At 67.5% G+C, this 12,599-nt stretch carries 17 protein-coding genes; 6 read left to right on the plus strand and 11 right to left on the minus strand.

Features of this window, described 5'->3' with window-relative positions; translation table 11 throughout:
- Position 1: 1 nt before the first annotated feature.
- From meaB to ACSR87_RS11815, 3 genes are all read left to right on the plus strand, one after another.
- Positions 2–1,114: a methylmalonyl Co-A mutase-associated GTPase MeaB gene (gene meaB, locus ACSR87_RS11805; RefSeq protein ID WP_498530600.1), complete on the plus strand. Its 1,113-nt coding sequence runs from the start codon at positions 2–4 to the stop codon at positions 1,112–1,114.
- 88 nt (positions 1,115–1,202) lie between these two features.
- Positions 1,203–2,129, plus strand: coding sequence for an alpha/beta fold hydrolase (locus tag ACSR87_RS11810; RefSeq protein WP_498530601.1), 927 nt, complete (start codon positions 1,203–1,205; stop codon positions 2,127–2,129).
- A gap of 31 nt (positions 2,130–2,160) precedes the next feature.
- Positions 2,161–2,304 (plus strand): hypothetical protein, encoded by a 144-nt coding sequence (locus ACSR87_RS11815; RefSeq protein ID WP_498530602.1) that lies wholly within the window; start codon positions 2,161–2,163, stop codon positions 2,302–2,304.
- Positions 2,305–2,324: 20 nt separating this feature from the next.
- Here the strand turns inward: ACSR87_RS11815 and ACSR87_RS11820 are convergent, their stop codons facing one another.
- Together ACSR87_RS11820 and ACSR87_RS11825 are read right to left on the minus strand one after the other, a co-directional pair.
- The gene (locus ACSR87_RS11820) at positions 2,325–2,705 is read right to left on the minus strand and encodes a Zn-ribbon domain-containing OB-fold protein (RefSeq protein ID WP_498530603.1); all 381 of its coding nucleotides are present in this window, start codon (positions 2,703–2,705) and stop codon (positions 2,325–2,327) included.
- Positions 2,702–3,868: a thiolase domain-containing protein gene (locus ACSR87_RS11825; RefSeq protein ID WP_498530604.1), complete on the minus strand. Its 1,167-nt coding sequence runs from the start codon at positions 3,866–3,868 to the stop codon at positions 2,702–2,704. The genes ACSR87_RS11820 and ACSR87_RS11825 overlap by 4 nt, the downstream gene beginning before the upstream one ends.
- 202 nt (positions 3,869–4,070) lie before the next feature.
- On the opposite strand from ACSR87_RS11825, the gene ACSR87_RS11830 reads away from it, so the two are divergent.
- Both ACSR87_RS11830 and ACSR87_RS11835 read left to right on the plus strand, forming a co-directional pair.
- Positions 4,071–5,378, plus strand: coding sequence for a M28 family peptidase (locus ACSR87_RS11830; protein WP_498530605.1), 1,308 nt, complete (start codon positions 4,071–4,073; stop codon positions 5,376–5,378).
- A gap of 154 nt (positions 5,379–5,532) precedes the next feature.
- Complete coding sequence (locus ACSR87_RS11835; protein ID WP_498530606.1) at positions 5,533–6,264, plus strand: NAD(+)/NADH kinase; 732 nt, start codon at positions 5,533–5,535, stop codon at positions 6,262–6,264.
- A gap of 111 nt (positions 6,265–6,375) precedes the next feature.
- On the opposite strand, the gene ACSR87_RS11840 is transcribed toward ACSR87_RS11835, so the two are convergent.
- From ACSR87_RS11840 to ACSR87_RS11875, 8 genes are all read right to left on the minus strand, one after another.
- Positions 6,376–6,819, minus strand: coding sequence for a DUF7313 family protein (locus ACSR87_RS11840; RefSeq protein WP_004044098.1), 444 nt, complete (start codon positions 6,817–6,819; stop codon positions 6,376–6,378).
- A 137-nt stretch (positions 6,820–6,956) separates the two neighbouring features.
- On the minus strand, positions 6,957–7,238 hold the full coding sequence (locus ACSR87_RS11845; RefSeq protein WP_004044097.1) for a DUF7314 family protein: 282 nt from the start codon (positions 7,236–7,238) through the stop codon (positions 6,957–6,959).
- Positions 7,231–7,620 carry a DUF7315 family membrane protein gene (locus tag ACSR87_RS11850; protein ID WP_008577738.1) on the minus strand — a complete coding sequence of 130 codons (390 nt, stop codon included), beginning with the start codon at positions 7,618–7,620 and terminating at the stop codon, positions 7,231–7,233. The genes ACSR87_RS11845 and ACSR87_RS11850 overlap by 8 nt, the downstream gene beginning before the upstream one ends.
- A 39-nt stretch (positions 7,621–7,659) precedes the next feature.
- Positions 7,660–8,424: a cytochrome b family protein gene (locus ACSR87_RS11855; protein WP_004044095.1), complete on the minus strand. Its 765-nt coding sequence runs from the start codon at positions 8,422–8,424 to the stop codon at positions 7,660–7,662.
- Positions 8,425–8,434: 10 nt separating this feature from the next.
- Complete coding sequence (locus ACSR87_RS11860) at positions 8,435–9,229, minus strand: cytochrome b (RefSeq protein WP_004044094.1); 795 nt, start codon at positions 9,227–9,229, stop codon at positions 8,435–8,437.
- A gap of 3 nt (positions 9,230–9,232) precedes the next feature.
- Positions 9,233–9,622 (minus strand): DUF7318 family protein, encoded by a 390-nt coding sequence (locus tag ACSR87_RS11865; RefSeq protein ID WP_004064315.1) that lies wholly within the window; start codon positions 9,620–9,622, stop codon positions 9,233–9,235.
- Positions 9,622–10,260, minus strand: a complete 639-nt coding sequence (locus ACSR87_RS11870) for a halocyanin domain-containing protein (RefSeq protein ID WP_498530607.1) — start codon at positions 10,258–10,260, stop codon at positions 9,622–9,624. Before ACSR87_RS11870 ends, ACSR87_RS11865 begins: the two co-directional genes overlap by 1 nt.
- 85 nt (positions 10,261–10,345) lie before the next feature.
- Positions 10,346–11,176, minus strand: a complete 831-nt coding sequence (locus ACSR87_RS11875) for a DUF7319 domain-containing protein (protein ID WP_498530608.1) — start codon at positions 11,174–11,176, stop codon at positions 10,346–10,348.
- Between the two features lie 236 nt (positions 11,177–11,412).
- On the opposite strand from ACSR87_RS11875, the gene ACSR87_RS11880 reads away from it, so the two are divergent.
- Complete coding sequence (locus ACSR87_RS11880) at positions 11,413–11,895, plus strand: DUF7321 family protein (protein ID WP_498530609.1); 483 nt, start codon at positions 11,413–11,415, stop codon at positions 11,893–11,895.
- Here ACSR87_RS11880 and nth read toward each other — a convergent pair whose 3' ends face one another.
- Positions 11,896–12,579 (minus strand): endonuclease III, encoded by a 684-nt coding sequence (nth, locus tag ACSR87_RS11885; protein ID WP_498530610.1) that lies wholly within the window; start codon positions 12,577–12,579, stop codon positions 11,896–11,898.
- Positions 12,580–12,599 lie beyond the last annotated feature (20 nt).

Consider the following 12,599-nt stretch of genomic DNA (forward strand, 5'->3'; position numbering starts at 1 on the left):
GATGAGTCGGGCGGTCGAATCCGACCTCGTCGAGCGACTCCTCGACGGCGAGCACCGGGCGCTCGCGCGCGCCATCACGAAAATCGAGTCGCAGTCGCCGGGCTACCGCGACATCGTCTCGGAACTCCACGCGCACACGGGCGACGCGTCCGTCGTCGGTATCACGGGCAGTCCGGGTGCCGGCAAATCGACGCTCGTGGACAAACTGGCGAAGTACTACCGCGACCAGGGCGAGACGGTCGGCGTCATCGCCGTCGACCCCTCCTCGCCGTACACCGGCGGGGCCGTCCTCGGCGACCGCATCCGCATGGCCTCGAACGTCGGTGACATGGACGTATTCTTCCGGTCGATGAGCGCCCGCGGCCAACTCGGCGGCCTCTCGACCGCCACCGCGGACGCCGTGAAGGCGCTCGACGCCTTCGGGAAAGACCGAATCATCATCGAGACGGTCGGCGCGGGACAAAACGAGGTGGACGTGGTGAAGACCGCCGACACGGTCGTCGTCCTCGTCCAACCCGGCAGCGGCGACGACGTGCAGATGCTCAAGGCGGGCATCCTCGAAATCGGCGACGTGTTCGTCGTCAACAAGGCCGACATGGAGGGTGCGTCGCGTACCGTCGCCGAGTTACAGGAGATGATTCACCTCCGCGACGACCCGCGGGCGAACCTCGATACGGGCCACCACGGGGCCGCGGCGTTCGACGACGGCCACGGCGGCGGTCACGGCGGGCACGCGGACGCGAGCGACGCCGAAAGCGACGCCGAGGATGACCCTTCCAACGCCGACGAACCCCTCGTCTGGACGCCGCAAGTCCTCGAAACGGTCGCCACGACCGGCGAGGGTATCGACGAGTTGGTCGAGACGCTGGACGACCACCGCGACTACCTCGACGCCTCCGGCGAACTGGACGAGAAGGCCCGCAAACGCGCGGGCGAGGAGATTCGACAGCTCCTCCGGAGCGACGTGAACCGGCTCCTCGAAGCCGAACTCGACCGACGCGGCGGAGTCGAGGAGTTCGCTCAGGCCGTCGTCGAAAAGGAGACCGACCCCTACGCGGTCGCTGAAGACGTGCTCGAACCGCTCCGGGAGTGTCTGGACGACCGAGCCGACTGACGCCGGCCGAGGCCAAGACGACGTTTGCCCCGCCCACCATCCCGCCACGGGCGGGCGAATTAAGGTCACCGCGCGCCATCTACGTGACATGAAACTCCGACGAGCCATCGGACTGGCCGCCGCCGGCGTCGGCCTCACCGCCGCGGCCAACGCGGCCCTCTCGAAACGCGTTGGGCCCCTCGAACCGCCGCTGTCCGGGACTCACGAAACGTACCGCTGGCGCGGCATGGACGTATCGTATGTCGAAGCTGGAAACGAAGACGACCCGACGCTCGTCCTCCTCCACGGTATCAACGCCGCGGGGTCGTCCGGCGAGTTCCGCGAGGTGTTTTCGACGCTCGCCGAGGACTACCACGTCGTCGCGCCCGACCTCCCCGGGTTCGGCCTGTCGGACCGCCCGGCGCTGTACTACTCGCCCGCGCTCTACGAGGACTTCGTCGGCGACTTCCTCGCCGAGTACGACGACCCCGCGGTCCTCGCCTCGTCGCTCACGGCCGCGTACACCGTCGCCGCCGCGGAGCGAGACGACGTGTCGGTCTCGCGGTTCGTCCTCGTCTGTCCCACGTCGCGCGGCGGCCCCGACCCGAAGGAGTGGCTCCGCGAACTCGTCCGCGCGCCGGTCGTCGGCGAGGCGCTGTTCAACGTCGTCGCCTCCCGGCCGTCGATTCGCTACTTCAACGCCGACCACGGCTACTACGACCCCGAGAAGGCCGGCGAGGAGTGGCAGGAGTACGAGTGGCGCACGGCTCATCAGGAGGGCGCGCGCTTCGCGCCGGCGTCGTTCATCTCCGGCTACCTCAACACCGACATCGACCTCGGCGAGGCGCTGGCGGCGCTCGACGTGCCGACGACGCTCGTCTGGGGCCGCGAGAGCGACATCACGCCGCTGAAGCGGGGCCGCGACCTCGCGGACGCCGCGGACTGCACGCTCGTCGTCTTCGACGACGCGATGTTGCTCCCGCACGTCGAGTTCCCGAACGCCTTCGTCGACACCGTCCGCGACGCCCTCGACTGAGCGTCGCCACGGCAATTCAATCACCGAACCGATGCTCGACCCCCTCTCGTTGTTCTCGCTGTTCCTGTACGGTGCCATCGCGCTCCTCGCGGCCGGATTCTGGGCGTGGATCCTCGGGTCGTACGTCTTCGGCTGGCGCTCGCCGCTGGAGGCCGCGGAGGCGCGCGACGAGTAAGTGGCCGCGCAGCGATGCGCCTACTCGCTCGCGGGCCGGAACACGACCAACCGCTCGTCGGTCGTCGCGTTCTCGCCCACGCCGACCGAGACGGTCGTGCCGAGGTCCACCTCGTCGGCGGGGAGGTCGCGGACGACGCCCGTGAGCTTGACGGGGCCGAACGACGCGACGGCCGTCACGTAGGGCGCTTCGTCTGCGAAGTTCGGCGCGGGGACGTGCACCTCGGTGAAGGTGCGTATCTCGCCCGTCGCCGGGAGCGGTTCCTCGGTCAACTCGGCCGCGCCGCAGTGCGGACAGGAGCGCCGCGGCGGGAGCGAGCCGTGGCCGTCGGGGCACGCGAGGTAGTAGCCCTCGCCGTCCGCGATTGCGGCCAGCCACTCGTCGTAGCCGGTGTCGGTCATCGGTCCACCTCCAAGACGTGGACGACCGCGCTGGCAACGGTCCCGCCCGCGTTGTGGGTGACGCCGACGCGGGCGTCGGGAACCGCGTCGCTGTTGCCGTGGTCGCCGCGGAGGAGCTTCGTCATCTCGACGACTTGGGCGGTCCCCGTCGCGCCGACGGGGTGGCCCTTCGCCTTGAGGCCGCCCGAGAGGTTCACCGGGAGGTCGCCGTCGCGAGTCGTCTCGCCGCGGGCGGCCGCGCCGACACCCTCGCCGTGGTCGTAGAGGCCGAGGGATTCGAGCGCGAGCACCTCGGCGATGGTAAAGCAGTCGTGGACCTCGGCCACGTCCACGTCGTCGGGGCCGATGCCGGCGTCCGCGTAGGCGGCGTCGGCGGCCTTCGTCGCGGCGGGCGTCCGCGCGAGGTGGGGTCTGTCTTGGAGCGCCGCCTTATCGCCGCCCTGTCCCGACCCGGTGACGGAGACGGGCGCGTCGAGGCCGTGGCGCTCGGCGTAGTCGTCGCTGACGAGGACGACCGCGCTCGCGCCGTCGGTGATGGGACAGGCGTCGTAGAGGGAAAGCGGGTCTGCGACGACGGGGCTTTCGAGCGCGTCGTCGACCGTGATTTCGCGGTGGAACTGCGCGTAGTCGTTCTGCATCGCGTTGGCGTGGTTCTTCACCGCGATGTGCGCGAGGTCCTCGCTGTCGCCGCCGAAGGCGTCGAAGTACGCGCGGGCCATGAGCGCGTACGCGCCGGGGAACGTGACGCCCGCGCGGACCTCGAACAGTTCGTCCGCGGCGATGGCGAGCGACTGGGTCACCTCGGCGGTGCCGAGGTTGTTCATGCGCTCCATGCCGCCGGCGAGGACCACGTCGGCCGCGCCGCTCCGAATCGTCGCGACGGCCTGTCGGAAGGCGACGCCCGCGGAGGCACAAGCCTGTTCGTAGCGGGTCGCGGGGCAGTCGAGGCCGGCGGCCTCGGCCATGATCGGCCCCTGATGGCCCTGTTTCTCGGCGAGTTCGCCCATGAAGTTGCCGTAGAAGAGTTCCTCGTAGTCGTCGCGGGAGACGCCGGCGTCCTCGCGGGCGGCGAGGGCGGCCTCCGCGAACAGGTCGCGGCCGGTTCGCTCGGGGTGACTGCCGAACTTCGTCAGCCCGACCCCGGCGATTCGCACGTCGGTCATGGATGAACGTACGTGATAGATGGTCCTTGAACCTGCCGCTCGTCCGCGGGCGGAGTCGCGGTTCGGCGCTCGCTCACCCGCGCTCGCGGCCGCGACACGACGAAGCGAGCGTCCCGCCGGTGTCGGCCGATTTCTCCGTCTCATCACCGCCGCGTTTTCGACCCATCGCAACGGTTACCACGGTCCCGCGAGACGGTCCACTATGAGTGACTGGATAGGCGACACGTTCACCAGCGAGGTCGGCTGGAACCACTTAGAGCGACTCGTCGACATCGGCAACCGGATGACCGGCTCGCCCGGCGAGCGCGAGGCGATGGAGGCGACGCGAGACGCCCTCGAACGCGTCGGCGCGCGGAACGCCCGAATCGACCCCTTCGAGATTCAGGGCTGGGAGCGCGGCAACAGCGCCGTCTACGCCGCCGACACCACCCAAGACTGTATCGCGCTCCCGCGCAGTCCAGCCGGCACCGCGAGCGGCGAACTGGTCGACCTCGGCTACGGCCTGCCCGAGGACTTCGACCGCGACCTCTCGGGGAAGGTCGTCGTCGTCTCCACGACGGTCCCCGACCACTACGACCGCTTCATCCACCGCCGCGAGAAGTACTACTACGCCGTCGAGGCCGGCGCGGCCGCGTTCGTCTTCGCTAACCACGTTCCCGGTCAACTCCCGCCCACGGGGAGCGTCGGCACCGCCGACGCGCCCATCGGTGACATCCCCGCGGTCGGCGTGAGCAAAGAGGTCGGCGCGCGCCTCCGCCGCCGGTTCGACGGCGACGAAGTGACCGTCGACGTGACCTGCGAAGCGCCCGCGGCCGAAAGCGGGAACGTCCACGCCGAACTCGGCCCCGACACCGACGAGGAGGTGCTCGTTACGAGCCACCTCGACGCCCACGACATCGCCGAGGGCGCGATGGACAACGGCGCGGGCACCGCGATGGTGGTCGAAGTCGCCCGCGCGCTCGCCGCCCGCGAGGACGAACTCGACACGCGCGTCCGATTCGTCTGCTTCGGCGCGGAGGAAGTCGGCCTCGTCGGCTCCGCGTACGAGGCCGAACGCCTCGGCGACGCCCGAAGCGACGTGAAAGCAATCGTCAACAACGACGGCGTCGTCGCCGGGCGGACGCTCAAGCTCACCACCCACGGCTTCGACGAACTCGAAGCCGCCGCCGAGACCGTCGCCGAGCGGTTCGACCACGACGTTTCGACGCTGCCCGAACAGCTCCCCCACAGCGACCACTGGCCGTTCGTCGCCCACGGCGTCCCGGCGTACATGGTCGGCAGCGAAAAGGAGGGCCGCGGCCGCGGCTGGGGCCACACCCACGCCGACACCATCGAGAAACTGGAGTCGCGGACGCTCCGCGAGCAGGCGATTCTCCTGACCGAACTGACCGTCGAACTCGCCGACGCCGACCGCGAAATACCCCACGCAGACCCCGCCGACATCGCGGCCGCGCTCGAAGCCGAAGACCAAGCGGAAGGCATGAAAGTCACCGGCGACTGGCCGTTCTGAGGCGTCGGCGACGCACAGCACCCGTCCGGCCCGCCCGACCGCCCGGTCCGCGCCCGGCCCGCGCCGTCCACCACCGGACCGAACCACGAGGGCTTTTATTCGCCGCGGCGTAGCACGGGACGATGCTACGGGGGCTCGCCGCGGGTGGACGACGATGAAATTCGGTATCGTCGGTGACGACTCGGTCGCCACCGCCGTCAGAGCAGCCGGTGCGTCGGTCGAATCGGAGCCGGCCGACGCGGACGCCGTCGTCGCGGTCGGCGAGTCGGCGCTCTCGACGGTCGCGCTCGGCTCCGAGTGGGCGTGTCCGGTCGTCCCCGTCGACTGCGGTGCGCCGTGGGCCACGCCGCGGCGCGACCTCGGAGCGCGGCTGTCCGCGTTCGCCGCGGGCGACGGCCGGGTCGTCGATCATCCGACGCTCTCGCTCCGCATCGGCGGCGACGCGGTGGGCCGCGCGCTCCTCGACGCGATGCTCGTCACGAGCGAGCCGGCGCACATCTCCGAGTACGGCGTCGCCCACGCGGAGGCGGCGGTCCCGTTTTCGTCCGACCCGCCCGACGAGTCGCGCGCGGCGACGCGCTGGACCTCGGTCGACGAGTTCCGCGCCGACGGCGTCGTCGTCGCCACACCGCTCGGAAGCTCCGGCTACGCGCGCGCCGCTGGCGGCGCGGTCGTCGGCCCGGCCGCCGGGCTCGCGGTCGTTCCCGTCTCGCCGTACGCGACCCAGACGAACTCGTGGGTTCTCCAACCCCCGGTCAGACTGTCGGTCGAACGCGACGACGCGCCCGTCTCGCTCGTCGCCGACGACGAGGTCATCCGGGAAGTCCCTCCGTCGGAGTCTGTGGTCGTCGACCGCGACGGAAGCGTCCCGATGCTGGTCGAGTGAGCGCCGCGTTCGACGCGACTGAGCCGTCGAGCCGCGGCGCTCGACGTGGCGAAAATACGTGTTCCTCGTGCGCGGTGCGAAGCGCGACGCGGAAAAGCGAGCGTCGCGAGCTTAGACGATGAGGCTCCAGTAGTCCGAGACGAGGAAGAAGAGACTCTGGAACCCGGCGTACAGGAGCACGAGCCCCGCGGCGACGAGCGAGCCGTTCGGGCGTTCGAGCGGTTTGTCGGTGCGGGCTTCGACCTTGCGCGCTTCGAACTCGAAGAAGTCGGTGACGAACATCCCGACGACCAGCACGGACAGCACCATGCCGCCGTGCGGCTCGACGACCAAGAAGAGGAACGAGGTCACCACGAGCGCGCCCGAAGTGATCGTGTGCGGGAGATACCGGGAGATGGCCTCCTCACCACCCTCCTCGGCCTGCCGGACGTGCGACCGATGGCCGAGGAAACGCGTCGCGAAGTTCGCAAGCACGAGCACGAGCGCCACGTGCGGGACGACCGGTTCGACCGCCGCCAACTGGTCGAGCGGGACGAGGAACTGTAATGGGTGCATACAGGACCGTCGGGGCGAGACTCATTAGAGTTTTTCCAATCCGACGCGGGAGACCGCGCCGAACGCGACCGCTATTCTGAGGGACTTTTCAGCGACGCGAATCGAAATGAGAGGAGCAGAGACGGCGTCGTGTCGGCTTACTGCGCGTTGCGGCGCTCTTGGAGCGCGTCCATGATCTGGTGACCCGCCGGGATGAGGACCCAGAAGGTGAGCGCGCCGAGGAGTGCGAACCAGAGGAACACGTCCATCAGGGTGACGCCGATGATGTTGAACAGTCCCTCGGTCGCACCGGACTCCAGCGGTGCGATGAGCTGTTGGGTGCTCTCGAAGCTGGTCGTCCGGTACCACGACGCCAGCACCAGCCACGCGAGTCCGGAGCCGGTCAGGATACCCAGACCCTTGATGAATTCGTCAGCCATTGTTCGAGTCTTCGCCGGAGTCCTCTTGAGACTTTCCCATTCCTTGGGCGCGAAAGCGAGTGCCGAGCGTGTAGACGACCGCGCCGAACGCGATGATGCTCAGCCCGACGACCGCGAGCGCCGTGCTGAGTAGCCCGTCTGCGACGCCGATGCCGAGCGCGCCGAGCGCGCCGGCGACGACCGCGCGGAGGGCGCTCACTTGTAGCGTCGCAGCGTCGAGGAAGACGAAGCCGAGGACCACGCCCACGACGGCGATGAGCGTCGAAAAGACGGTAATCGTCTTGTAGAGCCGCATGGGAACGACGATGTCGCGCCGGCCGCGGCGTCCGCGCTGCGTCCCGTCGCTGTCGCCGGTTCGACCGGTTGCGTCGCTATCTGTCATCAGTGACGCTAAGAAGGGACGGTTGGTAGTGGTTCCGCTCTATTTCGGCGGGCGAAGCCGGTAGTAGCGGCGGTTGAGGTTGTACATATACCCCTCACGCATCGTCTTCAACACCGCGTAGGTGATGGTCCCGAAGACGAACGGCAGCAGGAACGTCAGGTCGAACAGCAGGTCGACGTTCATGGGCATGAGGTTCTTGATGGCCAGTAGCGAGATGGTGAATGCGAACACCACGCCGAAGACGCCGACTGCGGACCAGAACGGCTGTTCGACGGGTCGCCGGGCCGAGCCCTTGTTGAGGAAGGGCACGATGGCGATGAAGCCGACGACGACGCCGTTGGCCAGCACGCCGTACGTGCGGTCGGCCATCAGCATCTGATCGCCCAGAATGGCGATTTCGGGGTTGAGCGGACCGAGTTTGAGCAGTCCGAACGACCAGTAGAGATACCAGTCGGGCAGGATGACCGCCGGCGTGCTCGACGGGTTCGCGGGGCCACCGATGTGCGGCGGCATCGTCGCCGAGAGGAACAGAATCATCCCGACGAAGAACGACGCGATAGAGAGGTTGCGGACGGTCTCGTGAGGCCACGTGGGGAACGCGAGCACGTCGCGTTCGACGTAGTCGGACTCCGTGCGGAGGTCCTGGTCTTCGCGACGTGCGCGTTCGAAGTACTCGTAGGTGAGCCGAGAGAGGCCGGTCTTGCGAGCCTTGCGCTCACTCCATGTCGGCGTCTCGTCGTCCGGGGCCACAATGCCCGCGCCGTCGGATCGAATCTCCTCGTTTTCGGGTTCGTTGTCGCTCATAGTTGTCACCTCAGTGCGGCTCCGCGATGCCCTGCACCCACACGATACCGATGTGGATCGCGATGAGCGTCGTCACGACGAACGGGAGCAGGAACACGTGAATGATGTACATACGCTGTAGCGTCGACTGGCCCAGCGAGAAGCCACCGAACAGGAGCTGTGCGACCCACTCGCCGGCGAGCGGGACCGACAGCGCCATCTCGACGCCGATCTGCCCGGCCCAGAACGCGAGCTGGTCCCACGGCAGGAGGTATCCGGTGTACCCGAACACCATCGTCAGACTGATGAGGACGATGCCGAGGAGCCAGTTCAGCTCGCGGGGTTCCTTGTACGACCCCGTGAAGTAGACACGGAGCATGTGCAGGAACACGGCGGCGACCATGACCTGCGCCGCCCAGCGATGGACGGAGCGGAGCATGAAGCCGAACTGCAGGTCGCGCATGATGAACTCGATACTGTTGTAGGCCGTGGTCGGGTCGCCGGTCGTCGCGGGGGAGTAGTAGAACCCGAGAAGGGCCCCGCTTATCGCCGCGACGACGTACGCGAGCGTCGAGAACAAGCCCAGTGTGTACAGGGGGTACCAGTACCAGAACTTGTTGTCGAGGTTGTACTGCTCGGTGTGGCTCTTCGGCATCTGGAGGTTGACTCGGTAGTAGAGCGTCTCCAGAAGCTCTAGATAATCGACGATGCGGAGTCGCTTATCCAGCCAGATGAGCGTGGTGAGGAAGGTGGCCTCGACCGGAGTGAGGTCCTTCTTTTTCATCCAGGCCTTGTGGTCGTAGTCGTCTTTGCGTTCGAGACTCATTGTTTATCGCTTGTAGTAGGGGTACACCGCGCGCTTGACCTGTTCCCACGCGTCATCGCTGCTGACGGTAACACCGTCGACGTCCTCTTCGCGGACGTAGAGGTCTTCCCACTTACGACGCCGCTTTTTGACGATCATCACGTCGGGGAGGAACTCCTTGCGGTACAGCGCGAGGATGAACGCGAGGTCCACGAAGATGACGGCGAGGATGCCGCCGAGGAACATGTTCCCCGTGTCGGTCAGTCCCCAGCCCGAGACGAAGCCGTACGTGAAGAGGAACACGAACACGACCTCGATGACCGTCAGAAGGACGATTGCGATGGCCGCGGCGGTGCTCTCTCGCGCCGGTTCGTATCGGTGAATGTCACCGTATGTGCTGCCGGTCGAAGACATTATTCGCCACCTCCGGTGTTACCCGTATTTGGGGACTCGCCGTACTTCAAGATGAAGAACGTGTAGATGATGGTGACGAGGATGCCGAGAATCGTCGCCGACCCGACCCAGTGGGCCTGAATCGGGACGCCGAGTTCGTGCAGTTCCTTCTCGCCGCCACCGCCGGTGCTGATAGTCGCCACGTCGTCGCCGACGGCGACTGCCCCGAGCATGCCGAGCGCCTTGTGCGGCACACAGTGGTACTTCGTGATGCCACCGTTCTCGAACGTGAACTCGTAGGTGCTCCCGGCCTCGGAGACGGACGCGCCGGAGTCGAGCGACGCACCCTCGCTCGCGACGACGTTGTGTCCGCCGCCTTCGCCGGTCCACTCCCACGTCACGGTCGTGCCGGGGTCGATCCAGATGCCAGCCGGTGCGAACGCCAGGTTCCCGCCGTTTCCGGACGCGCCGACCTCGATAGTGACCTCGCTTTGGCCGCGGAGGTCTTCGTACCCTCCGTCGATGCCGTCGAGGTAGCCACCGAAGTCGGGCTGAACCTGCGCTCCACCGCCGCCTTCCTGCGCAGCAGCGGTCCCGGCGGCAGCGGTCGCGGCGGCTGTCGCACCGCCAGCCGTTCGGAGAAACTCCCGCCTTTTCATACGGTCGTTCGTCAGGATGGGACGCGCTTAAACCCACCGACTATGCCGTCACGGAGGTGGTTTACGAGGTGGGTTCGGGTCGGGGTCAACCCTCAGAACTGTGGGCGTCTCGCTCGGGAGGCTCGATCAACGGCGCGGCGGTTTCGTCCCCGTCGAACGCGGGCACGAACTCGGGACGTGACCCGCCTTCGAGACCCATGACGCGGAGCCTATCCCGGTACTCCTCGGCGCGGAAGCGGTCCGAGAGCCGGGCGTTGGCCACGACGACGAAGAGGAAAAAGCCGATGACGAGAAAGCCCAGGCCGGCCAGCGGCGCGATAATCGAATCGAGGTCGGGGAGGACGACCCACGCCCCGATGAGCGCGAATCCGCCGAGCAACTGGCCGAACGCGACGATTTGGAGCATCCGGTTGCCGAAGTCGCCGGTCCCCTGTGCGACCTCGTCGGGTTCGGGGAGCCTGACGGTCTCGGGCGCGTCGTTCACCTCGAAGTCCTCCATCGAACAGAGCGCGACGGTCGGTTTCACGTCGCGGAGGACGGTGCCTTCGCCCTCGACGCTCCCGTCGGGGTAGACGACGGCGTAGCCCTCGTCGGAGTACGCGAGAATCCGCGGCTCGCCGTCTTCGGTCACGCGTTCGAGGACGGCGAACACCTCGCGAATCGCGACGCGGTAGCGGAGTTCCTGTTCGACGCGGTCGAGCAGCTCCTCGCCGACGATCCACGAGTCGGGGTCGAACGCGGCGTCCCACTCCTCGGGGGTCATCTTCGCCATGTCGGCCGGGCCGAAGTTCTCGAAGTCGTACTTGGCTTCGACCTCCTCGCGGAGGGCCGCGAGCTCCGCGTCGGACATCGCGGCGTCGGCGTCCGCGTCCGGTGACGAGCCGTCGTCGGCCGGGGCGGAAGACGAGTCTGACATCGGCCCGGAGTAAGGTCCACGCCGGTAAACGTGTTCCGACCCCGAGTCCCCCGCGAGCGACTCACCGCGCGACGCGCCGAAGCACGGCGTCCGGTTGGTCCGGCGCTCGAAAGCGTGGTTCGAGACTCGAATCTGGGGCGTCGCGGCCGGCGTTCGGGGGCCGCCGCGTGGTCTAGCGCTCGAACGGGACGCCGCGCATCGGTCCCTTTAGGCCGACCGGGTCCTAACGCCGTGCGATGGCAGACGAGACGACTTTCGCCACGCTCGCCGCGATTACCGTCACGGCCAGCTTTCCCTTCTACATTTACGGCGCGTGGATAATGATAGACGCCGAGACGGTGTCGTGGGACGTGCTCGTCTACCACCTCAAAATCATCTTCCCCGGCCTCGTGTTGAACACGGTCCCGGTCGTCACGTGGATGCTCCCGCGGCTCTTTCAGCAACTCAACGGCCTCAGCGCCCTGCACGCGATTCTCGGCCTGCAAGCCTACGCGATGCTCGTCTTCGCGCTCACGGGCATCGTCCGCATCTTCCAGGCCAAGTGGGGGGCCGACCTCTACCGCGACCCGGACCAAGACGTGTCGCTCGACGACCTCCACGAGAACATGGGCGCGTGGCGCGGCCGTCTCCGCGTCGGCGTCTTCGGCTACGTCGTCTTCTGGATCCTCGCGTGGCTGCTCGGCATCTATCGCTACCTGAGCGGCTACGTGTTCGGCTGATTACCACGCCTCGCCGCTGGCGAGGTCGACGTCGTGGTCGAGCTTCGACGACGGACAGACGTCTTCGAGCACGCACGCCTCGCAGTCGGGGTTGCGCGCGTCGCAGACGGCCCGCCCGTGGCTGATGAACAGATGCGTGAACTGCTGCCAGTCTCGCTCGGGGACGACCGGCATCAGGTCCTCCTCGATTCGCTCGGGGTACTCCTCTTCGGTCAGCCCGAGGCGGCGCGAGAGCCGCTGGACGTGGGTGTCGACGACGATGCCCTCCACGATGTCGTGGCCGTGCTGGAGGACGACGTTCGCGGTCTTCCGGCCGACGCCGGCGAGGTCGGTCAGCGCGGACATGGTGTCGGGGACTTCGCCGTCGTGTTTCTCGATGATGTCCGCGCAGGCGGAGCGGATGTACTTCGCCTTGTTGTTGTAGTAGGTGATGGAGCTGATGTCGTCGGCCAGCTCCTCTTGGTCGGCGGCGGCGTAGTCCGCGGCGTCGTCGTACTTCTCGAACAGTTCCGCGGTGACCTTGTTGACGCGCTCGTCGGTACACTGCGCCGAAAGCATGACGGCGATGAGCAGTTCGAGGCGATTCGAGTAAGAAAGCGAGATGGTGGTGTCGGGGTACTCCTCGTACAGTCGGTCGAGGACCTCCTCGGCCTGCGCCTCGCGGCTTTCGAGTGGCGTGCCCATACCTGTGGGTGCGACCCGGT

It is taken from the genome of Haloferax sp. SDI50 (assembly GCF_059802635.1).